General features: G+C 71.4%; 23 protein-coding genes. 9 read left to right on the top strand and 14 right to left on the bottom strand.

Annotated features, from left to right (window positions below; translation table 11 throughout):
- Window positions 1-24: 24 nt before the first annotated feature.
- Window positions 25-720 carry a methyltransferase domain-containing protein gene (locus tag AB0C25_RS12740; RefSeq protein WP_357372553.1) on the bottom strand — a complete coding sequence of 232 codons (696 nt, stop codon included), beginning with the start codon at window positions 718-720 and terminating at the stop codon, window positions 25-27.
- Window positions 721-763: 43 nt separating this feature from the next.
- On the opposite strand from AB0C25_RS12740, the gene AB0C25_RS12735 reads away from it, so the two are divergent.
- Complete coding sequence (locus AB0C25_RS12735) at window positions 764-1,156, top strand: MerR family transcriptional regulator (protein WP_357372551.1); 393 nt, start codon at window positions 764-766, stop codon at window positions 1,154-1,156.
- Window positions 1,157-1,645: 489 nt separating this feature from the next.
- Complete coding sequence (locus AB0C25_RS12730; RefSeq protein ID WP_357372549.1) at window positions 1,646-1,948, top strand: transposase; 303 nt, start codon at window positions 1,646-1,648, stop codon at window positions 1,946-1,948.
- A gap of 54 nt (window positions 1,949-2,002) precedes the next feature.
- Here AB0C25_RS12730 and AB0C25_RS12725 read toward each other — a convergent pair whose 3' ends face one another.
- The 3 genes from AB0C25_RS12725 to AB0C25_RS12715 form a co-directional block, all read right to left on the bottom strand.
- A complete protein-coding gene (locus AB0C25_RS12725) occupies window positions 2,003-2,587 on the bottom strand; it encodes a hypothetical protein (RefSeq protein WP_357372547.1) in 585 nt (194 codons plus the stop codon).
- Complete coding sequence (locus AB0C25_RS12720; RefSeq protein WP_357372545.1) at window positions 2,584-2,985, bottom strand: PadR family transcriptional regulator; 402 nt, start codon at window positions 2,983-2,985, stop codon at window positions 2,584-2,586. Before AB0C25_RS12720 ends, AB0C25_RS12725 begins: the two co-directional genes overlap by 4 nt.
- Before the next feature lie 324 nt (window positions 2,986-3,309).
- A complete protein-coding gene (locus AB0C25_RS12715; RefSeq protein ID WP_357372543.1) occupies window positions 3,310-3,753 on the bottom strand; it encodes a hypothetical protein in 444 nt (147 codons plus the stop codon).
- 167 nt (window positions 3,754-3,920) lie between these two features.
- On the opposite strand from AB0C25_RS12715, the gene AB0C25_RS12710 reads away from it, so the two are divergent.
- Entirely contained in the window at window positions 3,921-4,466 is a 546-nt protein-coding gene (locus AB0C25_RS12710; RefSeq protein WP_357372541.1) for a sigma-70 family RNA polymerase sigma factor, read from the top strand.
- 1 nt (window position 4,467) lies between these two features.
- Window positions 4,468-5,499, top strand: a complete 1,032-nt coding sequence (locus AB0C25_RS12705) for a CU044_5270 family protein (protein ID WP_357372539.1) — start codon at window positions 4,468-4,470, stop codon at window positions 5,497-5,499.
- A 5-nt stretch (window positions 5,500-5,504) separates the two neighbouring features.
- On the opposite strand, the gene sthA is transcribed toward AB0C25_RS12705, so the two are convergent.
- From sthA to AB0C25_RS12685, 4 genes are all read right to left on the bottom strand, one after another.
- Window positions 5,505-6,908 carry a Si-specific NAD(P)(+) transhydrogenase gene (gene sthA / locus AB0C25_RS12700; RefSeq protein ID WP_357372537.1) on the bottom strand — a complete coding sequence of 468 codons (1,404 nt, stop codon included), beginning with the start codon at window positions 6,906-6,908 and terminating at the stop codon, window positions 5,505-5,507.
- Between the two features lie 53 nt (window positions 6,909-6,961).
- Window positions 6,962-7,987 (bottom strand): fibronectin type III domain-containing protein, encoded by a 1,026-nt coding sequence (locus AB0C25_RS12695; RefSeq protein WP_357372535.1) that lies wholly within the window; start codon window positions 7,985-7,987, stop codon window positions 6,962-6,964.
- Between the two features lie 90 nt (window positions 7,988-8,077).
- Window positions 8,078-8,716, bottom strand: a complete 639-nt coding sequence (locus AB0C25_RS12690; RefSeq protein WP_357372533.1) for a response regulator transcription factor — start codon at window positions 8,714-8,716, stop codon at window positions 8,078-8,080.
- The gene (locus AB0C25_RS12685) at window positions 8,713-9,906 is read right to left on the bottom strand and encodes a histidine kinase (protein WP_357372531.1); all 1,194 of its coding nucleotides are present in this window, start codon (window positions 9,904-9,906) and stop codon (window positions 8,713-8,715) included. The genes AB0C25_RS12690 and AB0C25_RS12685 overlap by 4 nt, the downstream gene beginning before the upstream one ends.
- 226 nt (window positions 9,907-10,132) lie before the next feature.
- Between AB0C25_RS12685 and AB0C25_RS12680 the strand changes: the two genes are divergently transcribed.
- On the top strand, window positions 10,133-10,891 hold the full coding sequence (locus AB0C25_RS12680; protein WP_357372529.1) for an ABC transporter ATP-binding protein: 759 nt from the start codon (window positions 10,133-10,135) through the stop codon (window positions 10,889-10,891).
- The gene (locus AB0C25_RS12675; RefSeq protein WP_357372527.1) at window positions 10,888-13,419 is read left to right on the top strand and encodes an ABC transporter permease; all 2,532 of its coding nucleotides are present in this window, start codon (window positions 10,888-10,890) and stop codon (window positions 13,417-13,419) included. The genes AB0C25_RS12680 and AB0C25_RS12675 overlap by 4 nt, the downstream gene beginning before the upstream one ends.
- Window positions 13,420-13,631: 212 nt before the next feature.
- Here AB0C25_RS12675 and AB0C25_RS12670 read toward each other — a convergent pair whose 3' ends face one another.
- The gene (locus AB0C25_RS12670) at window positions 13,632-15,245 is read right to left on the bottom strand and encodes a ricin-type beta-trefoil lectin domain protein (RefSeq protein WP_357372525.1); all 1,614 of its coding nucleotides are present in this window, start codon (window positions 15,243-15,245) and stop codon (window positions 13,632-13,634) included.
- A gap of 167 nt (window positions 15,246-15,412) precedes the next feature.
- On the bottom strand, window positions 15,413-15,835 hold the full coding sequence (locus AB0C25_RS12665; protein ID WP_357372523.1) for a DUF2000 domain-containing protein: 423 nt from the start codon (window positions 15,833-15,835) through the stop codon (window positions 15,413-15,415).
- 49 nt (window positions 15,836-15,884) lie between these two features.
- On the opposite strand from AB0C25_RS12665, the gene AB0C25_RS12660 reads away from it, so the two are divergent.
- Window positions 15,885-16,709 carry an AraC family transcriptional regulator gene (locus AB0C25_RS12660; protein ID WP_357372521.1) on the top strand — a complete coding sequence of 275 codons (825 nt, stop codon included), beginning with the start codon at window positions 15,885-15,887 and terminating at the stop codon, window positions 16,707-16,709.
- Between the two features lie 6 nt (window positions 16,710-16,715).
- Here the strand turns inward: AB0C25_RS12660 and AB0C25_RS12655 are convergent, their stop codons facing one another.
- Window positions 16,716-17,549, bottom strand: a complete 834-nt coding sequence (locus tag AB0C25_RS12655; protein WP_357372518.1) for a helix-turn-helix transcriptional regulator — start codon at window positions 17,547-17,549, stop codon at window positions 16,716-16,718.
- Between the two features lie 533 nt (window positions 17,550-18,082).
- Here AB0C25_RS12655 and AB0C25_RS12650 point away from each other — a divergent pair.
- Window positions 18,083-19,663, top strand: a complete 1,581-nt coding sequence (locus tag AB0C25_RS12650) for a DHA2 family efflux MFS transporter permease subunit (protein WP_357372516.1) — start codon at window positions 18,083-18,085, stop codon at window positions 19,661-19,663.
- 62 nt (window positions 19,664-19,725) lie between these two features.
- Here the strand turns inward: AB0C25_RS12650 and AB0C25_RS12645 are convergent, their stop codons facing one another.
- The 3 genes from AB0C25_RS12645 to AB0C25_RS12635 all read right to left on the bottom strand — a co-directional run bounded on the left by AB0C25_RS12645 (window position 19,726) and on the right by AB0C25_RS12635 (window position 22,218).
- On the bottom strand, window positions 19,726-20,187 hold the full coding sequence (locus AB0C25_RS12645; RefSeq protein WP_357372514.1) for a DUF5709 domain-containing protein: 462 nt from the start codon (window positions 20,185-20,187) through the stop codon (window positions 19,726-19,728).
- A 110-nt stretch (window positions 20,188-20,297) separates the two neighbouring features.
- Window positions 20,298-21,182, bottom strand: coding sequence for an alpha/beta hydrolase (locus AB0C25_RS12640; RefSeq protein ID WP_357372512.1), 885 nt, complete (start codon window positions 21,180-21,182; stop codon window positions 20,298-20,300).
- A gap of 112 nt (window positions 21,183-21,294) precedes the next feature.
- The gene (locus tag AB0C25_RS12635) at window positions 21,295-22,218 is read right to left on the bottom strand and encodes a sigma-70 family RNA polymerase sigma factor (protein ID WP_357372510.1); all 924 of its coding nucleotides are present in this window, start codon (window positions 22,216-22,218) and stop codon (window positions 21,295-21,297) included.
- Window positions 22,219-22,457: 239 nt separating this feature from the next.
- Here AB0C25_RS12635 and AB0C25_RS12630 point away from each other — a divergent pair, with 239 nt between their 5' ends.
- Window positions 22,458-23,624: a winged helix DNA-binding domain-containing protein gene (locus AB0C25_RS12630; protein ID WP_357372508.1), complete on the top strand. Its 1,167-nt coding sequence runs from the start codon at window positions 22,458-22,460 to the stop codon at window positions 23,622-23,624.

The raw sequence follows: 23,624 nt of genomic DNA, 5'->3' as shown, positions 1-23,624 counted from the left end.
TGGCGGGGCGGGCAGCACCGACCGTTAAGCCTGGGCGGCGACGAGGAAGATCGGCACGACGACGAGGATCCGGTTCGCGTGGGCGCGCTCGGTCTGCTCGGCGAGCCAGCTCTCCTCGTCGGTGATCCGTTTCACCACGTCGAGCGCGGTGTCGTCGGTGAGCACCGTGGTGTGCACCTCGACGACCGGGTCGGTGAACCCGGCGTCGAGCAGCAGGTTGCGATACCTACGGGCAACGCGCGGCGACGGCAGCGAGTCCGCCTTCTCGTGGACCAGCCGACGGGTGGTCCCCGAGTCCTCGGAGTCGATGGCGATCAGGTCCCAGTCCTGGCCGAGCAGCACGGCTCGGCCGCCCGGCGCGAGCACCCGCCGGGCCTCGGCCACGGCTCGCGCCGGGTCGTCGAGCACGTGCAACACCTTGTCCGCCCGATAGTAGGTGACCGATCCGGTCTCCAGCGGCAGCTTCGTGGCGTCGCCGACACGGAACTCGCCGGCCGGCCAGCGCTCACGGGCCACGCCGATCATCTCGGGATCGAGGTCGACGCCGAGCGCGTGGGCTCCGCGTTCGGCCAGCTCGGCGACGGCGCGGCCACTGCCACAGCCAACGTCGACGACGGTTCGGTCAGTGAGGTCGCCAAGTAACTCGTAGGAACGGGCGCGCAGTTCGACGGCGGCGGGCTTGCTTTCGATGACATCGAGGACAGCTAGCAGACTGGACATGCCCGCCATGCTCGGACTTAATGTCGACATGATGTCAAGCACGATGACGATCGGTGAAGTGGCCGACCACTTTGGCCTGCCGGCGCACGTACTGCGGCACTGGGAGTCGGTGGGCCTGCTCTGCCCCGCCCGGGTCACCGGCGGTCATCGCCGCTACACCCGCGACGACCTGTTCCGGGTGGCCTCGATCCTGCGCGCCAAGCAGGCCGGCCTGTCGCTGCCGGACATCCGGGCGGTCCTCGCCGCAGGCAACCCCGCCGTGCGCAAGGACGTGCTGCGCCGCAACCACGGCGCGCTGCGAGCCAGGATGGCGGCGCTGCAGTCGGCGCTCAATCTGTTGGAGGCCGGGCTGAACTGCTCACACGAGGACGTCGCGACCTGCCCGAACTACCGCAGCCAGTTGGCGGAGATGGTGGAGGTCGGGGGCGGCGGCTGAGGCCTGTTCCATAAGAACTGACACCGCCCTTACGAAACAGGCTTCAGTACGGCAGCCGCCGATCGTGAGGTGACCTCAAGCGATTCGGCGATCCTGATCGCCTCGGGCCTGGTGAGGTCGCCCTCAAGTCGGTAGCTCACGCCGGCCGCCTCCCAGATCAGCGTCGAGGCGGCGAGTCGGGCCGTCTCACGGCGGACCTCTCCCGTCCGGTCCACGGAGGACAAGACGTGTGGGCCACCGACCCGGATGGCGAAGTCGCCGCCAACCTGGGTCCACTGCGCTCCGGGCCGGCTGGTCCGCTCGTGGAAGGCCAGGTCGAGGCGGCCGTCGAAGGCGTCGATGCGCAGCGTGCCTGCGCCCGCCCTGGCGGCAGCACCGCCACCAGCAGGGCGACGAGCGCGGCGGCGACACGGGCGCCCCAGCGGCGTCGCCGGGGGAGGGGTGCGGTGAGCTGTCCGCGTACGCGGGCGGTCAGGTCGGGCGCGTCGGGTGTCTCCAGCCTTCCACCTGATTGTGGACCGGCACCCCGTGCGCCGCCGCATCTCGGTACGGGACTGGCCGGCCGAAAACGGGGCCAGCATTGAGATGCACATGCTGCCCGGGTACGCACCCGAACTGGACCCCGTCGAACTGCTCAACGGCGACGTCGAACGCCGTGTGGCGCAAGCGAATCCAGGCAACGTGACCGAGTTGACCGCCGCCGCGACGGCGCGTCTTCGACGTAGACAGAACCAGCCGGACATCGTGAAAGCCTTGTTCCGCAGGCCAGAAGTCCGCTACGCCGCTGCCTGAACATCAACTATTTGCCTTATGGGTCGGTATGACCCTATGAGGGCCGTGCCCCGATCAGCTAGCGGATCGGTCCCGGTTCTCCCAGTAGGCGAAGGCCAGGGTGAGGGCGGCCACCGTGGCTGTTGCCCACAGCGGCAGGATGAACACTGTCCGATCCGGCAGCAGCACCAGGTCGACGAGGACGGCCAGGGCCAGGCCCACCGCGCTCGCAGCGGCGAACTGCCCGTAGCTGGGCTCGCCACTACGTTTCGGCCAGCCGATGAGGATGACGAGCAGCGACACCGCGAACACGATGTATCCCGGCGTGATCTCCAGGGTGGCGTCCCGCAGGATCAAGTGGCGTACCAGGGAGAGCAGCATCAGGACGGTGATCGCGTTCACCGCCAGCCGCAGCCAGCGTGTCGGGCGCGGCGTACGGGCTCGCGCCCACTCGCGGGCGAACGTGCCCAGGTCGGGGCCGACCACGTCTTCGGCGGTGCGCCCGCGCGTCGCGGCCTGGGTCAGGTGCGTGCTCAGTTCGTCGAGCATGTCGTTGATCGCGGCCGGCGACAGGCCCGCCGTCTCCCATTGATGACGGCAGCGGGCGAGCACCTTGTCATGACCTGACGCGGTGGTCTCGGCATCGTGGTGTCCGTTCACGAGTCCTCCTGATGGCGCGATGGTACGGATGGCGAAGGTTCGGGACGAGTCGGGACGGCCAGGACCTGGCCTACAGATTCGGCGAAGGCTGCCCAGCTCCGCCGGCCCGCCGCGAGCTCCGCGGCCCCTGCGTCGGTGAGCTGGTAGTACTTGCGCGGCGGGCCGTTGCCCGATGCGGTCTTGAAGACCGACACCAGGCCGGCGCTCTGCATGCGGCTGAGCAGCGGATAGATGCTCCCCTCGCTCACCAGCGCGAGTCCCCGCTGGGCCAGGCCCTCAGCCAACTCGTAGCCGTACCGGGGCTCTTCGCTGATGAGGGCCAGGAGGCAGACGTCGAGAACTCCGCGCAGCAGTTGACTTCTTCGCTGCTCGGAGTTCTCCACGCCGGCCGACACCATGCTGTCTACCGTCTCAAACGCTGTCTTGCTTCACAAGATAGTGGGACACGTGGTGAACGCGTAAGCGGAGGCGCATGCGCGCCGCGTCCGGAGTGCTGGTCACTGAGGCACGGTAGACAGGCGCCTGTTCAGGCCAATCGTGAATCCCACAACGTGGCCGGGGAATCCGCCTTCAGGTCCAGCGCGTCAATGCACCACGTGGCCCCGCCTCGGACACCACCACCATGACCACTCCGGATCACGGCCGGTTTGCCCTGGACCGTCAGCCAGGTCACCGCCACGCCGTGACCTTCACCGGCCACCCACGACCTCTGAAAACACGCCTTAGTCGCCGGAGTATCCCCAGAAGTAAATCTCCTCCGGCTTGCCCCGCTCGTCGTGCAGGACCGCGCAGCGGCCGAACCACGCCTGCGAGGCCAGCCCCTTGATCGCGTCCAGGTGCTCGCGGGTGAGCCGCTCGGTGCCGGCCACGCGCAGCGCCTCGGCGGCGCTCACCGGCTCGACCGTGCCGAAGTCGGGCTTTTCGCGCTCGGCCAGGACTCGGTAGACGTCGAGGATGGAGTGGGTGCCCATCTCCTGCACCCACTCGTCGTCGAACAGCTCTTCCATCGTGGCGGGACGGTGGGGATAGTCGCTGGCCACGTTGGGGGTCTCACCCCGGGCCCACCAGTAGTCGCCCTCGGCGAAGACGGTGTCCCGCAGGGCGTCCAACGCCGCGTCCAGGTCTGGCTGGTACGCCACAAGGTAGCTCCATCCGGATGCGCCCACCGCTGCCTCTTTCCTCCAGGTCCCAACAGTGCCGGCACGGTAGCGGGCAGCACCGACATCGCGACCCTGACGTGCGCGCGGCGTTTTGTCGCGCCCAACCCGCACGGCCGCCTTGATCAGGTGTGATGTCCTGGCTGGTCCCGGACATAAGCCCGATAGGGGGTGCTGTGGACGTGGTGGAGGAGCGGTTCACCGAGTTGTACAGGCGTCATCACGACGACGTGTGGCGGTACGTGGCGCGTCGGGTCATCGGGTCCGACGTCAGTGACGTGGTCGCCGAGGTGTTCCTGGTGGCGTGGCGTCGCCTGGCCGACGTGCCGCCCGCCTCGGTGCTGCCGTGGCTCTACGGCGTGGCCCGGCTGGTGTTGGCGAACGAGGCGAGGGGGCGACAGCGGTGGCGGGAGTTGACGCTGCGGGTCGCGGCCGAGCCGGGTCGGTCGGTGGAGGACGACCACGCCGACGAGGTGATCAGCCAGCGGGACGTCGTGACCGCCTTCGCTCAGGTTTCCGATGCTGACCAGGAGATCCTGCGGTTGGTGGCCTGGGAGCGGCTGACCCCGACCGAGGCGGCGGTGGTGCTCGGATGCACGAGAGCGACGTTCGCGATGCGGTTGATGCGTGCCCGCCGTCGGCTGCGGGCACGGTTGGATGTGACAGCTGACGGGACGAGCCAACCATCGGCCGAGACGCCGTCGATGAACGTGGGTGGGTGAGATGAAGACCCTCGATGACGTACGCCGATTGTTGGGCGACCTCGACCCGGCGCGCGAGCTTGTTCCCGCCGACGAGCGGCGTCCGGCCGCGGACCTCGCCCGAATCCTCGCCACGGATCGTGCGCCGTCTGCCGGTCGTCGTGTCCGCCCGCGACGCCGTTTCGTGCTGGCGGCCGGCGCGGCGGCGCTGGCGTTGGCAGCCGGGGTCGTCACGCTTGAGACGGTGCGGGAGCCGCAGCCGGTGTGGGCGGTCACCCCGGCGATGCTGACCTACGGCCCGGCGTTGACCACGGAACGGGCCGACGTCCGGCTGCGCCGCCTGGCCGAGGTGGCGGTCGCACAGCCGGCGCCACCGAGGCCGGCGGGCACGGTGGAGCACCTGGAGTCGGCGAACTGGTTCCTCAACTCCTCGATCTCCGGCGGCCGGACGACGTCCGCCGTCGTACCGCAGCAGTGGCGGTCGTGGCGCACCGACGACGACGCCGGCCGGATGGTGAGGAAGGAGCTGCCGCCGGTCTTCCGCTCCGATGCCGACCGGAAGGAGTGGCAGCGGCGGGGCGGCCGGGTCGACTCGTCACGGGAGACGACCGACTACGCCGCTGGTGAGTTCACCCCGGGCTGGCCGGGCGCGGTGCCGACGGACGTCGCGACGCTGCGCGGGTGGTTGGACGCGGGCAGCCCACCCGGGGAGCCGGTGCAGTATCTGGAGGACGTCGCCCAGCTGGCCGGGGTGCGGCTGCTGAACCCGGCGCAGCGGGCCACGACGCTGCGGCTGCTGGCCGACCTCCCGGGCATCACCGTGACCGGGACCGTCACCGACCGGGCCGGCCGCGCCGGTGAGGCGTACTCGATCACCTCCAGCGTCCATGGGCTGCCCGCCCAGTACACGATCATCATCGATCCCGACTCGGGCGTGCTGCTCGGCTACGAGGAGGTGCTGACCACGACGGCGGGCAGGTTGAACGTGACGATCCCCGCGGTGATCACCTACCGAACGTATCTGGTCGCGGAGTACGCCCCGATGCCAGGCTGAACGGCTCAGCCGTCGATGCGGGTGATGTTGCGGATCTTGTTGGACGCGTCCAGGGCGGCCACCTTGTACGCCTCGGCCAGCGTCGGATAGTTGAACACCGCGTCGATGAGGTAGTCGATCGTGCCACCGCAGCCCATCACCGCCTGCCCGATGTGGACGATCTCGGTGGCGGCGGTGCCGAACACGTGCACCCCGAGCAGCCGGCCGTCCTCGGGGGAGACGAGCAGCTTGAGCATGCCGTACGAGTCACCGACGATCTGACCTCGGGCCAGTTCCCGGTAACGCGCTATGCCGACCTCGAACGGAGTCGAGGTGTCGGTGAGCTGCGCCTCGGTCTGCCCGACGAAGCTGATCTCCGGGATGGTGTAGATGCCGATCGGTTGCAGGCCGTGCATCTCCCGGATCGGTTCGCCGCAGGCGTGCTGTGCCGCCAGCCGGCCCTGCTCCATCGAGGTCGACGCGAGCGCGGGAAAGCCGATCACGTCGCCGACGGCGTAGATGTTGTCCACCGACGTGCGGTAGTTGGCGTCCACCTTGATCCGGCCGCGTCGGTCCGCCTCCAACCCGGCCGCCTCCAGGGCCAGGTCGTCGGTCTGACCCTGCCGACCGGCCGAGTACATGACCGTGTCCGCGACGATCTTCTTGCCGCTCTTGAGGATGCACAGCGCGGCGGTCTGGTGCTTCTCCACGGCGGCGACCTCCTCGCCGAAGCGGAACGCCACGGACAGGTCGCGCAGATGGTATTTGAGCGACTCGATCACCTCGTCGTCGCAGAAGTCGAGCATCCTTTCGCGGCGCTCCACCACGGTCACCTTGGTGCCGAGCGCGGCGAACATCGACGCGTACTCCATGCCGATCACGCCGGCGCCGACCACGACCATGCTGCGCGGGACGGCCTGCAGGTTGATGACGCCGTCGGAGTCCACGATCGTGCGGTCGTCGAAGTCGACGCTGTCCGGGCGGGCCGGGCGGGTGCCCGCCGCGATGATGATTTTGTCGAAGGTCACCTTCGACTCGCGGCCGGAGTCGCTGTCGACCCAGATCGAGTGCGCGTCCGCGAAGCGCCCGGTGCCGGTGATCAGCGCGACCCGGTTGCGGGCCAGTTGATTGAGGATGACGTCGGTCTGCCGGGTGATCACGTGTTGGGTCCGGGCCGCCAGGTCGCTGACCGTGATCTCTTCCTTGACCCGGTAGTTGCTGCCGTAGAGGTCTCGCTGGCTCAGCCCGGTCAGGTAGAGGACGGCCTCGCGCAGCGTCTTGGAGGGGACCGTGCCGGTGTTGATGCACACCCCGCCGATCATGTCGCGGCGGTCGACGATGCCGACGCGCCTGCCGAGCTTGGCGGCAGCGATCGCGGCCTTCTGACCGCTGGGTCCGGAGCCCAGCACCAACAGGTCGTAGTCATACACAACCGCTAGCGTCGCAAGATGTCGCGACTGGCGCCAGACCCCGGAGCCGAGCGTTATTCGTCTGCCACCACGCAGAGGCCACCGTTGAGCGTGATCTCCTGCGGCAGTTGCGTGCCGGAGGCGACGAGCCCCAGCGACACCGTGCCGCCCGGCGGGATCACCGCGTTGCGACCGGTGTTGCCCACCCGCAGGAGGCCGTAGTTGGGGCGGTCGACGAACTTCGCGCCCCAGATGCCGTGGACCTGCTGGCTGGCCCAGAACCGCCACGTCATCGTCCACCCGTTGATCGCAGTGGTGCCGGTGTTCTTGACGGCGAGGTGCGCCACGAACCCGTCCGACCACTGCCGCACGTCGGACCGGACCGAGCAACTCGGCGGCGGTGGCAGGGTGGTCACGGTGACCGGTGCGGACAGCGGGGACAGGAGTCCGACCTCGTCGCGAGCCCGCACCACGAACGTGTACGTGGTGTTCGCCGTCAACCCGCTGATCTGGGCACTGTTGACGGGCGGGTACTGGGAGACATCGCGGACCAGGGTGAGAGCGCCGCCGGCGTCCACCCGGAACACCTCGTACCGTTCGACCGCCCCGTTCTCCACCGAGTGCGCCCAGCGCAGCCGAACCCCGGTGGCGGTGACGTCGAGCGCCACCGGTTGACCCGGCGCGCCCGGCGGTTGGTCGTCTCCCGGTGACATGGTGAACCGCAGGGGCCCGGTCGACGGTGAGCTGTTGCCGGCCGCGTCCAGCGCCCTCACGAAGAAGGTGTACGTGCGTGACGGCTGCAGGTCGGTGAGCCGAATGCTGTTGGTGTCGGTCGACCAGGTCCTGCCGTTGTCCTCGAACTGCGCGGAGACCGGGTAACTGACCACCCCCACGTTGTCGGTCGAGGCAGCCCAGGTCAGCTCGACCCAGGTGGCGTCGATGGCGGCGACGGTGATCGGGCCTGGGGTGGTGGGAGGCTCGGTGTCGGCGGCAGCCGCGAGGGCCGGGGTCGCGCCCGTCGCCACCAGGACCGCCGTGAGCGTGCAGGCGGCCAGTGCGGCTGCCCTGGACCGGACGCCGCGCCAGGGATGATCGCGCATGGTTGATCGCCTCGCATTCGGGTGACCGCAGCGGACCAGTCATCGACTGATGACGATGGTAGGCCAGTGGCGGTCGCGTCGCTGTCCCCCTCAGCCGACGAGGCGGCGTTCCCACGCCCACGCGGCGATCTCCACCCGGTTGCGGGCCTTGAGCTTCATCTGCACGCTGGCCAGGTGGGTCTTGACAGTGCCGACGGCGATGAAGAGCCCGGCGGCGATCTCGGCGTTTGTCAGGCCCCGGGCGACGAGCTTCACGACGTCGAGTTCCCGTGGTGACAGCCCGGTGTCGCCGCGTGCCGGGGCGGGCGAGCTGAGGTGTTCCAGCAGCCGTACCGTGATGGAGGGGCTGATCAGCGCGTCGCCAGACACGGCCGCGCGGACCGCCTCCACCAGCAACGTCGGGCCGGAGTCCTTGAGCAGGAATCCGCACGCGCCGTTGGAGAGCGCGGTGTGCACGTAATCGTCGAGGTCGAAGGTCGTCACCACGACCACACGGATCGGGTCGGCGACGCCCGGCCCGGCGATCAGCCGCAGTGCTTCGAGCCCGTCGAGGCGGGGCATCCGGATGTCCAGCAGCACCACGTCCGGGCGCAGCCGTCGGGCCAACTCCACGGCGACCACCCCGTCGGTGGCCTCGCCGACCACCTCCATGTCCGACTGCGCGCCGATGATCATGCCGAAGCCGGTCCGGACCATCGCCTGGTCGTCGGCGATCAACACCCGGATCATCGTCCCACCGCCGCCCGCAGCGGGAACGCCGCGTCGAGCACCCAGCCGCCGGCGACGCCGGGTCCGGCGGTGATCGTGCCGCCGAGGGCGCGTACCCGCTCGGTGAGGCCGATCAGGCCGAAGCCGTGCCCCCGGGCGGGCGCGGTCCGCCCGGCCGCACCGTCGTCGGCGACCCGGACGAGCAACCAGTCCGGGGTACGACGCACGGCGACGTCGACGGAACGGGCGTCCGGGGCGTGCTGGCGGGTGTTTGTCAGCCCCTCCATCACCACCCGGTACGCCGAGGTCGAGACCTCCACCGGCAGTCCGTCCAGGTCGCCGTCGACGTGCAGGCGTGCCGGGGCGCTCGCCGTGCCGTTGAACCCGGCCAGCAGCGGCGGCAGGTCGGCCACGCCGGCGAGGGGGGCCAACGGCGCGTCCGGAGGGGTGTCCGGGTTCCGCAGGATCCCCACCATCCGGCGCATCGAGGCCATCGTCTCCGTGCCGGCCCGCTCGATCTGCTCCAGCGCGACGATCACCCGACCCGGGTCCTGCTCGGCGACGAACCGGGCACCCTGCGCCTGCACCACGATGCCGGTCACGTGGTGGGCGATGAAGTCGTGCAGGTCACGGGCGAACTCCGTGCGCTGCTCGGCCCGTACCAGCGCGATCGCCCGGTCCCGACCGGCCGCGATGATCCGCAGGTAGAGCCCCACCCCGGCGGCGCCGGCCGCGGCGAGCACCTGGAGCAGTCCGAAGATCACCAGCAGGTTCTCGGTGCCGGACCGCAGTGGCAACGCGGCGACGGCCAGCCCGACGGCCACCGCCGCCCACGGGGCGAGCCGGGTCGCGCCCCAGCGGGCGACCACGAAGACCACCCCGATCAGCCCGGCCGACTCGGCGAGCCCCCAGCTGCCGCCGAACAGGTAGATGCCGTTGGCGAGGAGCACGACGGCCGCGGTCACGGCAAGTGAGACGAAGGCGAGCGCCAGCGCGGCCAGCGGCACCACCCGCGAACCCAGCCGGTGCACCGGCAGCCAGAGCGGCACCGTCGCCACCGCCAGCCCCATCCGCACCAGGAGGACCAGGAGAGCGGCCATGCTCTCGGGCGCGCCGCGCCGGAGGTCGAAGAGGGCGAGCAGCCCCATGGCCACCAGGCCGGCGGCCTGGGCCAGGCGTACCCACAAACGTCGAAGATCCGGCGTGCTCATGGTGACCCAGCGTAGCCAGCGGGCGGCGCGCGCAGATCGGCCGAAAGACAGACCCGGCGCCGGCGATACCCGGCCACGGGCCGATGCGCCCACCCGCCGGTGGCGGCGACGCTTTCCGGGCCACATCGCAGCCACCGGCTGCCCGGGTCACATCGCAGCCACCGGCTGCCCGGGTCACATCGCAGCCACTGGCTGCCCGGGTCACATCGCAGCCACTGGAGGAACAATGACAACCCACGCCCCGCCGGAGACCAGCCACGCCGCGGTCGCCGCGGTCGACCTGGTGAAGGTGTACGGCAGCGGCGACACCGCCGTCCGTGCCCTGGACGGGGTCTCGGTCGGCTTCGGCCGGGCCGAGTTCACCGCCATCATGGGCTCGTCCGGGTCCGGCAAGTCGACGCTCATGCACTGCCTCGCCGGTCTCGACACGGCCACCTCCGGCCGCGTCCTGCTCGGCGGCACGGAGCTGACGCGCCAGTCGGACCGGACGCTGACCCGGGTCCGTCGGGAGCGGATCGGCTTCGTGTTCCAGTCCTTCAACCTGCTGCCGCAGCTCACCGCGGCACAGAACATCACCCTGCCGCTGGACCTCGCCGGCCGACAGCCCGACGCCGAACTCCTCGCGCACCTGGTGCGGGTGCTGGGCCTCGGTGACCGGCTCAACCACCGGCCCAGCGAACTCTCCGGCGGCCAGCAGCAGCGGGTCGCGTTGGCCCGCGCCCTGGTGGCGCGGCCCGAGGTGGTCTTCGCCGACGAGCCGACCGGCAACCTCGACTCCCGCTCCGGCGCGGAGGTGCTCACCATCCTGCGCGACTCGGTACGTGACCTCGGCCAGACCGTCGTCATGGTCACCCACGACCCGATCGCCGCCGCGTACGCCGACCGGGTGGTGCTGCTCGCCGACGGGCGGCTGGCCGGCGAGATCGACAAGCCGGACCAGGTGTCGGTCACCGACGCGCTGCGTGATCTGGCGGCCCGTCGATGAGGGCGACAGTGCTGCGTACGCAGACGACCGCCGCCGCCCGACGGCCCGGCCGGCTGATCCTGACCGGCCTGGCGATCCTGGTCGCCTCCTTCGTCGTCTTCGGCACCGTGCTGGTGCAGCAGATCACCGAGCGGACCGTGCGGGACAACCTCAGTGGCACCCCGGCCGTCACCGACCTGGTGATCGGCAGCGTGGACGTGCCGCCACCCACGGTGACGGACCTGCGGACGATCCGGGCCGTGCCCGGGGTGGCCGAGGCGGTGCCCCGGGTGGCGACCGGGGTCTCCATCGGCGCGGGGTACCTCAACCTCCAGTCCGATCCGGGGAACGGCCCGTTGAGCACGGTCCGGGTGATCGAGGGCAGGTATCCGGACCAGCCCGGCGAGATCGCGATCACCCCGCGTACCGCCGAGCGGCTCGGGCTCTCGGTCGGCACCACCACCAGCGGTACCGGCGGCGAACTCACCTCGCCCGCACCCCTGACCGTGACCGGCGTGGTGGACGTCGGCGCCGACGCCGGCTACGACGCGTACGCCCCGGACAGCGCCGTGATCGGTTGGGCGCGCCTGACGGCGGTGGAGCGCGTCGACGTGCGGGTCGGTCCCGGCACCTCGACGGAGGACGTCCGCCAACGGGTGAGCGCGGCGGTCGCCGGCCAGCCGATCCGCTCCGGCGCCGAGGTGCGCGACGCCGAGGCCAACGCGGCGGCCGAACAGGTCGGGAAACTCTTCATCCTGGTCGGCATGTTCGTCTCCATCGCGGTCGTCGCGGCGGCACTGGTGGTCACCTCGACCTTCCGCATCGTCTTCGCCCAGCGGATGCGGCAGCTCGCGCTGCTGCGGGCCGTCGGCGCGAGTCGGGGCACCCTGGTCGGCGCGCTGACCGCCGAGGGCGCCCTGACCGGCCTGGTCGCCGGGGTCGTCGGGGTCGCCAGCGCCCTCACCCTCGGGTACGCGTTGCCGGCGATCCTGCGCGCCACCGGCCACCAGGTCTCCTCACCGGGCCTGCCCCTGGCGGCGGCGGTCGCGGTGGTGATCGGCGCGGTCGTGATCACCGTGCTGGCCGTGCTGGCACCGGCGCTCTCGGCTGCCCGGGTCTCCCCGCTGGAGGCGCTGCGGACGGCGAGCGTCACCGCCGGCCGGCGCGGCATCGGGGTCCCGCGTCTGGTCCTCGGGCTGCTCCTGGCCGTCGGCGCGGTCCTGGCGGCGGTCGCCACGATCAGCCGGTTGCCGAAGCCGGAGCAGTCGGACTACGACCCGTCGATGCCACTGCTCCTGCTCGTCGCGTCCGGCGCGCTGGCGTTCTTCGCGCTGGTGGCCCTCGGCCCGCTGCTGGTGCGCCCGGTGCTGGCCGTGGTGGGTTGGCCGCTGCGCCAGCTCGGGCCGCTCGGGCGGATGTCGGTCGGCGGGATCGGCGGGGCGCCGCGCCGCGCGGCCGCGGTCTCCGTCGTGGTGGCGCTGGGCGTGACCCTGATCTCCGGGGTGGTCATCGGCGGCGCGTCGTTGCAGATCCTCGCCGACCGCGAGATGGCGCTGTCGGCGCCGACCGACTTCGAGGTCACCGGCAACGATGGGACGTTGCCGCCGGACGTGGTGACCCGGGCCGAGGCGGCGCGCGGCGCACTGGCCCGGGTGGTGCCGTACCGGATGGTCGGCGACGCCACGCTGCTGCGCGGGGCCGACAAGCTCGGCGACGTCGAGTCCGGTTACCCGACCAGCGACCTGGACCTGGCGGCGCTGCCGAGCACCGGTGACCTGGACGTGGCCCAGGGCACCCTGGCCGATCGTGGCCCCGGCCGGATCGTGCTCAACAGTTGGGTCGCCCGGGACGCGGGTCTGCGGGCCGGCGACACCGTCACGCTCGCCGTCGACACGGGCCGGGTCGAGGTGCGGGTGGCCGCGGTCCTGCCCGGTGACGGCCCGCTGCACGCGGGCATCCTCGCCGATCCGGCCGACCTGGACCGGATCGGCGTGCCGGGCGCGTACACGGGTCTGCTGGCCGACGCGGCCGGCGCCGGCGAGGACGGTCGCACCGCCGGCGTGCGGGCGCTGCGGCAGGCGATCGGGGGCAGCGACGGCGTGGGCCTCGCGGTGCTCGCCGACGAACGGGACCGCAACGACGCGTTGGTGCGCACCCTGGTCTGGATCGCGGTGGGCCTGGTCGGCCTGACCGTGCTGATCGCCGTCGTCGGCGTGGGCTCCACGACCGCGCTGTCGGTGGTGGAGCGGATCCGCGAGTCCGGGTTGCTCCGCGCGATCGGCCTGTCCCGGACCGGCCTGCGCACGATGCTGACCGTCGAGTCCGGCCTGTACGGGGTGATCGGGGCGACGATCGGCCTGGTGCTCGGCATCCCGTACGCCTGGTTGGCGGTCCAGGCCCTCGGGATCGAGGCACCGCTCACCGCGCCGCTGCTACCGCTGGCCGGGCTGTTCGTGGTGCTCGTCGCGCTGACCGCGCTGGCCGGGGTGCTGCCGGCCCGTCGGGCGTCGCGGGTCAGCCCGGTGGTGGCGCTGGGCGCCGACAACTGAGCACCCCGTGGGCCGGCACCGGAACCTGGTGCCGGCCCACGGCGGCCCCAAGGCCTGTTTCATAAGGGCGGTCGAGCCGAGGCGGAGTCCGGGCGGCGATCCGGCAAGGCGCGATTTCGTTCGGATACCGGTGTTGTATCCGGGCGAAAGCGCAACGCCGCCGGTCGTCGTCCGGGCCCGCCGGAGGCCGGCCAGTTCTTATGAAACAGGCCTTAATTGGGGTTGTTGGCGTGGGTCAGCGTCTCCCACGCGACGAACAGGTTGTTGGTGCCGGCCGGACGTTGTTGCAGCGTGAGCGTCTGGGTGTTGGTCATGACGTTGCCCAGCCGGGTGCTCATCGCGTTGAAGCCGACCTCGGTGATCGGCCCCAGGCCCCGGGTGAGGCTGCCGCCGCAGAGCCAGGAGGGCGGCGCCTCGCCGAGCTGGTAGCGGGAGTGGAAGCCGAGCGCCTGGCGCAACCGCTCACCGACCTGCGGGTACAGGTCCCGTCCCTGGATCCTGGAGGTCTCCGCGACGTGCGAGATGGCGGAGATCCCGTAGCCGGTGTGGACGAAGTCGCGGCACGTCTCCTGCGCGAGGCCGGCGACGAAGGTGGACTGGCCCTGCCAGTAGCCGATGATCTCCGAGCTGGTGTCCAGGCCGCTGCCGGGCGTGGTGTACGGCAGTGCGCCGTCGCTGGGCAGGTAGACGAAGGCCCGGGTGCGGTTGAGGAAGCGGCTGACCGCCGCGTCGTAGGCGCTGCGATCGTCCAGGAAGACCGAGATGCCGACCGCTGCCTCCATCATTGTCAGTTCCCAGTTGCCGTTGCTGTTCGAGCCGTTGCGCACCACCGGCAGGTAGACGTTGCGCAGCATGGTGGCGAAGCGGTTGGCGTTGGGCCAGCTCGTGTACGTGTACTTGATGATCTCGGCGGCCCGGGGCCAGACCGAGGCCGCCCAGCCGGTCTGCAGCGGGGCGTTGCTGCCGGTGTGCGCGGTGATCGTGGCCGACCACGCGTCCATGATCTGGATCGATTTCTGCGCGTACCGGGCGTCGCCGGTGAGGTACCAGGCGAGCGCGTCGGTGTACGCGGCGATCGCGTCCTCCCGCTCCTCGGTGCAGCCGTTGTTAGGGTTGGAGTAGGAGCCGCACTCGACCACCGAGCGGGGTGCCGGGGTGCGCGACAGCGAGGCGTACCGGCTGCCCATCATCTGGCTGTAGGCCGATGCCCACGGCTGCGCGCCGGCCTGCACCCGACCGCGGACGAAGTCGAGCTGCCCCCGGCTGACCAGCACGCCGGGGTGCGTGAAACCACCGGACGGGGGTGGTGTGGTGCCACCGCCGGTGGGCAGGGTCCAGATCTGGTTGGCGGTGCCGGTGCAACTCCAGATCTGCAGCGGGGTGCCGTCGGCGGCGCTCTGGCCGGTCGCGTCGAGGCACTTGCCGGAGGTGGGGTTGACCACCTGCCCGGCGCTGGACGACCACTGCTGAGCCCCGGTGCCGTTGCAGTCGTAGATCTGCACCCGGGCGCCGTTGGCGGTGCTGGCGGCGGCGATGTCGAGGCACTTGCCGAGCGCCCGGATCGTGCCGTCGTCGCCCACCGTCCACTGTTGCGCCGTCGAGCCGTTGCAGGTGTAGAGCTGGACGGCTGTGTTGTTGGCCGGGTTCGCGGCGGCCACGTCGACGCACTTGCCGCCGTACCCGATGATGGCACCCGTCGCGGCCGCCATCGCGGGTGCGGCGCCGACCGTCAGGCCGGTCGGTACGGCGAGCAGGGCCGCGGCGAGCGCGGAGGTCAGTCTGATGCGGGGGCGGCGGGGCAGGGGCCCGGCCGATCGTCGCGCCATGTGGGGGTCCTTCCGGGGCGGCGAAACAACTGTAAAGTGTGTTAATCATTACAGTCATACGCACCGATATCAATGCCTTCGTCGCCCCGGATGCCGTTGGGGCGTGTGTCGAAGTCCTCGGTCGAGCTGGGCCCGCCGCAGGCCGGCCAGGGGCTTTGACCCACGCACTAAGGGTGCATGGACGCACCCTTGAGCACCTTGTCCACCACAGCGCGCGGAGCGTGCAGCGCCACGCCGACCAGGTCGAGCTTGTCCCGGCCGACGGCCTGCACGGCGGCCCGGTTGTCCCGGTCGTTGCCGGTGGCGAACAACTCCGACGTGAAGACCGCCATCCGCAACCCACGGGCCAGGGCGCGCGAGTGGGCGCCGACAAGCGTCGCCCGGTCACCGGCGAAGACCAGCACCGGCTGGCCGAACATCGGCAGGTACGCGGTCCCGTCCGCGTCGCGGTACTCCTCGCCCAGCAGCTCCGGCACGGCGTTCGCGATGCCACTGACCAGAAAGGCCGTGACGTTGAGCCGCTGCCAGCTCGCCAGGTCGTTGCGCAGCAACACGGCGATCTTGGTGGGGAATCGGATGGGTTCGCTCATGCGTCGAGCCTGCCCGCCGCGACATCGAACGGTCTTGTACGTTCTTAGCGTGGCCACCCGCCCGCCGGGCTCGCACGTCAGCGCGTGGCGACCTGCGGTAGCCGGGGTCGCCGAGGTCTTCCACGCCCATTTCGTGGACCACGCCTACCCCCGGCACATCCACGACGTCTGGACGCTGCTGATCGTCGACGACGGCGCGGTCCGCTTCGACCTCGACCGACACCGGCACGGCGCGCTGCGCACCTCGGTCACCCTGCTGCCGCCGTACGTGCCGCACGACGGCCGCTCCGCCACCGCGAACGGCTTCCGCAAGCGGGTCCTGTACCTCGACACCTCGGCGCTCGGGGCCGAGCTGGTCGGCCGGGCGGTCGACGAGCCGGACCTGGCCGACCCGCGGCTGCGCGACCGGATCGACCACCTGCACCGGGTGCTCGCCGCACCCGGTGACGAGTTCGAGGCCGAGAGTCGACTCGCGCTCATCCTGGACCGGCTGCGCGGGCAGCTTCACAAGCGCACCCCGGTCAGTCTCACACCGCCCGCGGGTGGCCTCGCGGCCCGACTGCGGGAGCTGCTGGACTCCCGGACCATCGAGGGCATCACGCTCGGGGAAGCCGCCGAGCTCCTGCACGCCCACCCGACCCACCTGGTCCGCACGTTCACCCACGTGCACGGGGTACCACCCCACTCGTACCTGACCGGTCGTCGGATCGAGCTGGCGCGCCGCCTGCTCCTCGCCGGGCAGCGGCCCGCCGCGGTCGCCGTCGCGGCCGGCTTCTTCGACCAGGCGCACCTGACCCGCCACTTCCGACGGCACCTGGGCGTCAGCCCGGCGCGCTACACCCGGCGCCGGACCCAGCGCTCCGGCGAGGGCTGACGGCGATCAGACGAGCTGTCCGCCGATGACGGTGAGCAGCCGCAGTCTCTCGTCGCTCTCCGACCCGGGCACGGCGGTGAAGACCAGCAACGTCTGGGACGCGTCGGGGTCCACCAGGGTCTGACAGTGCAGCTCCAACGCCCCGACCTCCGGGTGCAGGAAGCGCTTCGGCGGGCAGTAGCTGGCCGGCACCGGGTGCTCCCGCCAGAGCTGGGCGAACTCCGGGCTCCGGGCCAGCAGATCCTCGACGAGGGTCGCTGCCCGCGACCCCCGGCCGTCCCGGGTGTACGAGGCGTGCAGGCTCGCCACCAGCAGGCGGCTCTGCGTGTGGTGGTCCTCCGCCGGGTGCAGCCGCCGTGCCGTCGGGTCGGTGAACCAGCGGTGGTGCGCGCTGCGGGCCAGCCCGGTGTGCCGGGTCTCGTCGCCGAGCAGGGCAATGGCCGGCGCGGTCTGCGCAAGGGTCTCGCCGAGGTGGTTCATCACCTGGGCCGGTGTGTCGTGCATCCGGTCGAGGATCCGCATCATTCCCGGGTTGACGTGGTCGGCCCGTACCGTCCGGTGGGGGACGGCGTGGCCGGCGAGTTGGAACAGGTGGTCCCGTTCGGCCCGGGAGAGCCGCAGGCCACGGGCCAGGGCGGCGAGCATCTGCTCCGACGGGTGCGGCCCCCGCTGCTGTTCCAACCGGCTGTAGTAGTCGGTGGACATTCCGCTCAACGTGGCGACTTCCTCGCGCCGTAGCCCACTGGTGCGCCGACGTGGGCCCCGGGGCAACCCGACGTCCTCGGGCTGAAGGGCCTCGCGGCGGGTGCGCAGAAAACTGGCGAGCGAGGCGCGGTCCACGGTGTCTCATCCTTCAGCGGTCGGATTGGTGGTGCCGGCGGTGGCCGGCACACCGGGTGCAACAGGCGCGCAGGGGCGTGGTGTTCCGCAGCGTGCGGCCAGGACGACGGCGATCGAAGGGCACTGGCCATCCGCATTGGCTGCCCGCCAGGTCGATGTGCTGTCGAGCCATATACCTCAGAGTCATGAATATGACTCTGAGGTATATGGCTCGCCACTGCACCCGCCCCCAGTGAGGTGATCGACAGTCACCGCCAGCGTCAACTGCGCCCACCGCCCCAGCCAGGGTCAGGAACTACTCGTCCATTTCGCGGTGCTACTCGCTGATCGACACCCCGACGTCCGGCCCAAATGGGACGGCCGATCGGATTGCGCCCTCCAGGTGGTCACGAAACCCGGCGGCGAACCGTCACAACTGACGGTTAGTCTGCCAGCGCGCGTCGACGCCCCGGTACGTCGCGCCACGCGCCGACGCAGGCGCGGCACGTCGCCACCACCCACCATTCGGCGCTCAATCGACTTCAGGAGAGTTAGTGACACAGCAATCCGTCGCGACATCGGACAAACTCGACGGCGCGGTGCTCAAGGTGGCAGGCGTCGTCGTCCTCGGCGCGATCATGTCGATCCTCGACGTGACAGTGGTCAGTGTGGCGCTGCCCAGATTCCAGAGCGACTTCGACGCGTCGTACGCCCGCGTCGCGTGGACGATGACCGCCTACACCCTCGCGCTCGCCACCGTGATCCCGCTCAGCGGCTGGGCGGCCGACCGGTTCGGCACCAAGCGCCTCTACATGGTGGCGCTGGCCCTGTTCACCATCGGGTCGGGGCTCTGCGCCACGGCCGACACGATCGGCGAGCTGATCGGCTACCGCGTGCTCCAGGGCCTCGGCGGCGGCATGCTCATGCCGCTGGGCATGACCATCATGACCCGCGCGGCGGGGCCGCACCGGATCGGCCGACTGATGGCCGTCCTGGGCATCCCGATGCTGCTCGGCCCGATCGGCGGCCCGATCCTCGGCGGCTGGCTGATCGACACCGCGAGTTGGCACTGGATCTTCCTGATCAACCTGCCGATCGGCGTCGTCGGCCTGATCTACGCGCAGATGGCGCTGCCGAAGGACGCCCCGGAGCCGTCCGAGTCGTTCGACTTCGTCGGCATGCTCATGCTCTCGCCGGGCCTGGCGCTCTTCCTCTACGGCGTGTCGTCGCTGCCGGAGGCGGGCACCTTCGCCGCGACCAAGGTCTGGGCCCCGATGCTCGTCGGCGGCGCGCTGGTGGTGGCGTTCGTGCTCTACTCGTTCAAGCCCCGGCACCCGCTGCTCGACCTGCGGCTGTTCCGCAACCGCAGCCTGACCATCGCGTCGCTGACGCTGTTCGTGTTCATCATCGCGTTCATGGGCGCCGGCCTGCTGTTCCCGAGCTACTTCCTCCAGGTGCGCGGCGAGACGACGCTGACCGCCGGTCTGCTGATGGCCCCGCAGGGCATCGGCGCGATGATCACCATGCCGATCGCCGGCATTCTGGCCGACCGGGTGCCGATCGGGCGGACCGTCCCGTTCGCGCTGGCGCTCATCGTCGTCGGGTTCTTCGGCTTCACCCAGGTCGACCCGCAGACGTCGTACCTGCTGCTCGAGGGCTCGCTGTTCGTGATGGGCCTGGGCATGGGCGGCACGATGATGCCGATCATGACGTCGGCGTTGCGGACGTTGTCGGCAAACGACGTGGCGCGCGGCTCGACGCTTGTCAACATCCTCCAGCAGATCGGCGGCTCGGTCGGTGCCGCCGTCATGTCGGTGATCCTCACCAACGAGCTGAACGGATCCCGGCCGATCCCCGGCCTGGTGGACGAGAGTGGCAAGCCGATCACCGAGGCCGGGCTGGCCATCGCCTCCCAGCAGCGGCCGGAGCTGCTCCAGCAGATGCCGGTGGACCTGTCGATCATCGAACGCGGGCTCGACTTCGCCGCCAAGTCGTTCGCCACCACGTTCTGGGTCGCGTTCGCGCTTGTCGTGCTCACGATCGTTCCGGCGGCGTTCCTGCCGCGCCGACGTCAGCCGGCGCAGCTCGACGACCCGCAGGGCGAGCAGGTCCGGACGCCCGTCGTCATCCACTGAGCGACGCGCCCGCCGCGCTCAGCACCTCCTGCGGAGGTGAGCGCGGCGGGCGCGGCAGTGGGTCAGCGCAACGGGCCGTCGCCGGGTCCGTCCGGGTCGTCGACCACGTGGATCGCGGCCTCCTCGGCGCTTGCCCCGCCCGCGTCGATGCCGGCGTCCCACGCCACCGACTCGGCCTCGTCATCCTCCCGGACGCCCTCGTCGTAGGCGACGAGGCGGCCCGCGCGGGCCTCGCTCTCGTACCCCCGGCGGGTCAGCTCGTCCTCGTCGTCGCCGCCCTCGGCGTAGGGGTCGACATCCGGCACCTCCTGGGCGAGGTGCTGCGCCACGGACTCGCCCGCCCGCTCCTCGGCCGGCGTGGTGCCGAACCGGTTGGCCGCGGTCCAGTGGTCCGCGGCGACGATGCCGGTGTCGAGGGGGTCGCCGACCCGGTCGTCGTCGAGGGTGTCGGAGGCGTCCAGGACTCCGTCGTCCTCGGCCACGTTCCACTCGTCGACGGAATCCATCCGCTCGGTCTGGCTCACGGCGGTCTCCTCTTCGTCACGGTGCACCAAAGTGCCCAGCCTATGACCGTGCAACGCCGGCGAGCGCCGAGGCCTGCCCGCTGTGACGAACCGGCCTCGGCCGCACCGGTTCAGCGCGTGAGCAGCTCGACCACGGCCTCGGTGAACTCCGCCGGCTGCTCGATGTGGGCGAAGTGCCCGCTCTGCTCCAGCAGCACCAGCCGCGAGTCCTTGAGGCCCGCATGCAGTTCCTCGGCGCGGCGTGGGGGGCAGATGAAGTCGTACGCGCCGACGATCACCACGACGGGCACGGCGATCTCCGCCAGGTTCTCCCGCACGTCGAAGGGCGTCGGGTCCTGCGCACTCGCCGGGGCCAACGAGATCCGGACAGCGGCCTGGAACGCGGCGAATTCGTCCTGCCGGCCCCAGAAGTCCGCGAAGTAGACCGGAAGGGCGGCGCGCAGGGCGGTCGCCAACGACTCGTCGTCGGTGGCGGCGCCGATCTGCCCGAAGGCCGCCGGGACCGCCGCCGCCTCCGGCCGGTCCGGGTGCCGCTGCGGGTACGCGGCCAGCCCGGCCATCGCCTCGGCCCAGAACTCGGCGCCGGTGACAGGCGAGGTGTCGTACAGGGCGAGACCGGCGACCCGGTGCGGGTGGGCGAGCGCGTACCGCTGGACGACGAAACCGCCGTGCGAGTGCCCGAGGAGGTACACCCGGGGTGCGCCGAGGTGCTGGACGACGGCATCGAGGAACCGGACATACGTGTCGAGACGGTAGTCGGCGGGGTCGTCGAGGCGCCCCGAGGCGCCGGTCCCGACCGGCTCGACGTACACCATCGTGAAGTGCTCTTCCAGGCTCGGCGTCCGCAGGTACGCCCACTCGATGCCGGGACCGCCGGAGTGCGCCACGCACACCGGGCCGGTGCCGGCGACGTGGTAGACCTGCCGGACGCCGTCGACGGCGAAGGTGTGGGCGCCCGGTGCGAGGGCGCTGACGTCGTGGCTGGTGGAACCCATGAACTAACTCCCGATTCGAGACCCGCGCGGCGTGTGCCGGCACGGCGACTGGTGCATGACACGGACCAGATGCGTGGGTCCACGGGAAAGTTCGCTCGGTCGGAGACCTTTTTCAGCGCAGCGCGGGCACGGGGTGGAAGAGGGTGAGGTGGCGCACCCGCCCCTCGCGCAGCACCTGCAACCACAGCGCCGCGGGCGGACAGTGCTCCGGGTCGTCCGGTGGGCTGATCAGGTCGGTCTCCCAGATCAGCACGTCGCCGCTGGCCACCACGTTGCGCAGCCGCTGGCGTACCCCGGCGGTCAGATCGCGGTTCATGCCGTTGACCGCCAGGTCACGGCCACCGCGCGGGCCACCCGGGACGAGCATCTCGGCGTGCGGCCACCAGCTCTCGCGCACGACCCGGTCGAAGTCGCCGCCCATCGCCGTGGCGATCATGTCGCGACCCTCCCGCCACCGGGACTCGCTCGCCGCGGCGACGTCGGTGTGCGCGGCGTCCGCCGCCGTGCGCAGGCCGCCGGTGAGCGCACGGCGGGCGTGGCTGAGCCGGCTGCGGACGGTGCCGACCGGGATCCCGCACACGGCCGCGATCTGCTCGTACGAGGACGCGTCGCTGAAGTAGCGCAGGAGCGTGACCAGCCGGTCCGGCTCGGACAGCCGCCCGATGGCGTGCCACACCCAGTCGCGCATCGCGCCCCGGTCCAGTGCCTCCTCCGGGGTGGGTGTGTCGGCCGGGCCGGCGAACCACTCCGGCTCGGCGACCGGGACGGCTCTGGGGCTGCGAAGCGCCATCCGACTGTTGTTGCGGACGATGGCGCGCAACCACGGGCCGACGGCGGCCGGGTCGCGGACGTCGCCGATACGCCGCAGCGCCACCACCATCGCGTCCTGCACCGCGTCCTCGGCGTCCGGCCCGTAGCCGAGAACGCTGAGCGCCACGGCCCGCATCTCGGCCTCGTGACGGGCCAGCAGCACACCGAGCGCCGCCGCGTCGCCGGCCTGCGCGAGCACCACCAGCTCCGTCTCACCCTGCGTCACGCGTACGTCCTCCCGTGCGTCCCGTTCGCGGCGGTCTGGTCGGTTTTCTCGGTGCCTGTCGCCCCTACCAGCCTACGACGGGTGATGGCGTCGATCTCTGGGCCGGAACCCGGACCGTCGTCCGACGCCGACGGTGGCTGCCGGAAAGTGACGTACGTCGGTCGTAGCGTGGGAGGCATGACCAGACGCGCTCTCGAAGTCCCGCCCTCCTGTGCGGCCGACGTCCGCGGGGGCCCGCGGTGACCGAGCTGAGCTGGGCGCAGGTGTCCGCCCGGCGACTGGCGCGACACGGGCTTTCGGCACCGGCGGCGTCCGCGCCGGACGCCGACCCGGACGTGGACCGCGTCGCCGACGTGGTGTCCACGATGTGCGGTGCGCATGCCCAGGTCGCCTCGGCCGCCGAGCTGTCCGTCGGGCTCCGCGTCCCGGGCGCGACTCGTGCCCTGGTGCGCCAGGCGGTGTGGGGGGACCGCACCCTGGTCAAGACCCGTGGTCCGCGCGGGACGGTGCACCTGCTCGCCGCCGCGGACCTGCCGATGTGGACCGGCGCGCTGAGCGCGATGCCCGCCCCGCCGTGGGAGCAGAGCCGAGGGCTGTTGACTCCCGAGCAGACCGAGCAGGTCCTCGCGGCCATCGCCGACGCGTTGGCCGAGGCCGAGCTGACAAGCGCCGAGCTGACCGAGGAGATCGTCGCCCGCACGGGTGGCTGGGCGGGCGAGCGGGTCATGGAGGCCTTCCAGGACAGGTGGCCCAGGTGGATGGCCGCGATGTCGGCCGCCACCCGGGGCGGCGTGATGTGTCACGGCCCGACCCGGGGACGCGCCACCACCTACACCAGCCCGGCCCGCTGGCTGCCCGGGTTCACGCCGATGCCCGGCCCGGCCGCGCTGGCCGACCTGGTCCGGCACTACCTGCACGCGTACGGGCCGGCCACTCCGGCCCAGTTCGCCCAGTGGCTGTCGGCAACCGAGCGGTGGGCGACCGGGGTGTTCCGGTCGCTGGATCTGGCCGAGGTCACCGTGGCCGGCACGCGGGCGTGGGTGGTCGCCGGTGACACCGACTTCCCGGACGGTCCGCCGTCCGGGTTGCGGTTGCTGCCCTACTTCGACGCGTACGCGGTCGGCTGCCACCCCCGTGAGCGGCTCTTTCCCGGGGCCGCTGCCGAGCGGGCGCTGGCCGGAGGGCAGGCCGGCAACTTTCCGGTGCTGCTCGTGGACGGGACGGTCGCCGGCGTGTGGCACCAGCGCCGCTCCGGGCGCACGATCCGCATCACCGTCGAGCCGTTGCGGGCGCTCGGCGCCGCTCGCCGCCGGGCGTTGGAGCAGGAGGTCGAGCGGGTCGGGGAGATCCTGGAAGGGAAGCCGTCGCTGACGATCGGCACCGTCACCATCGGCCCGCACGCCTGA

Origin of the sequence: Micromonospora sp. NPDC048839, from assembly GCF_040649915.1 — a bacterium.
In the GTDB taxonomy this organism is placed as follows: domain Bacteria; phylum Actinomycetota; class Actinomycetes; order Mycobacteriales; family Micromonosporaceae; genus Micromonospora.
This window is presented reverse-complemented; position numbering and strand designations above follow the sequence as displayed.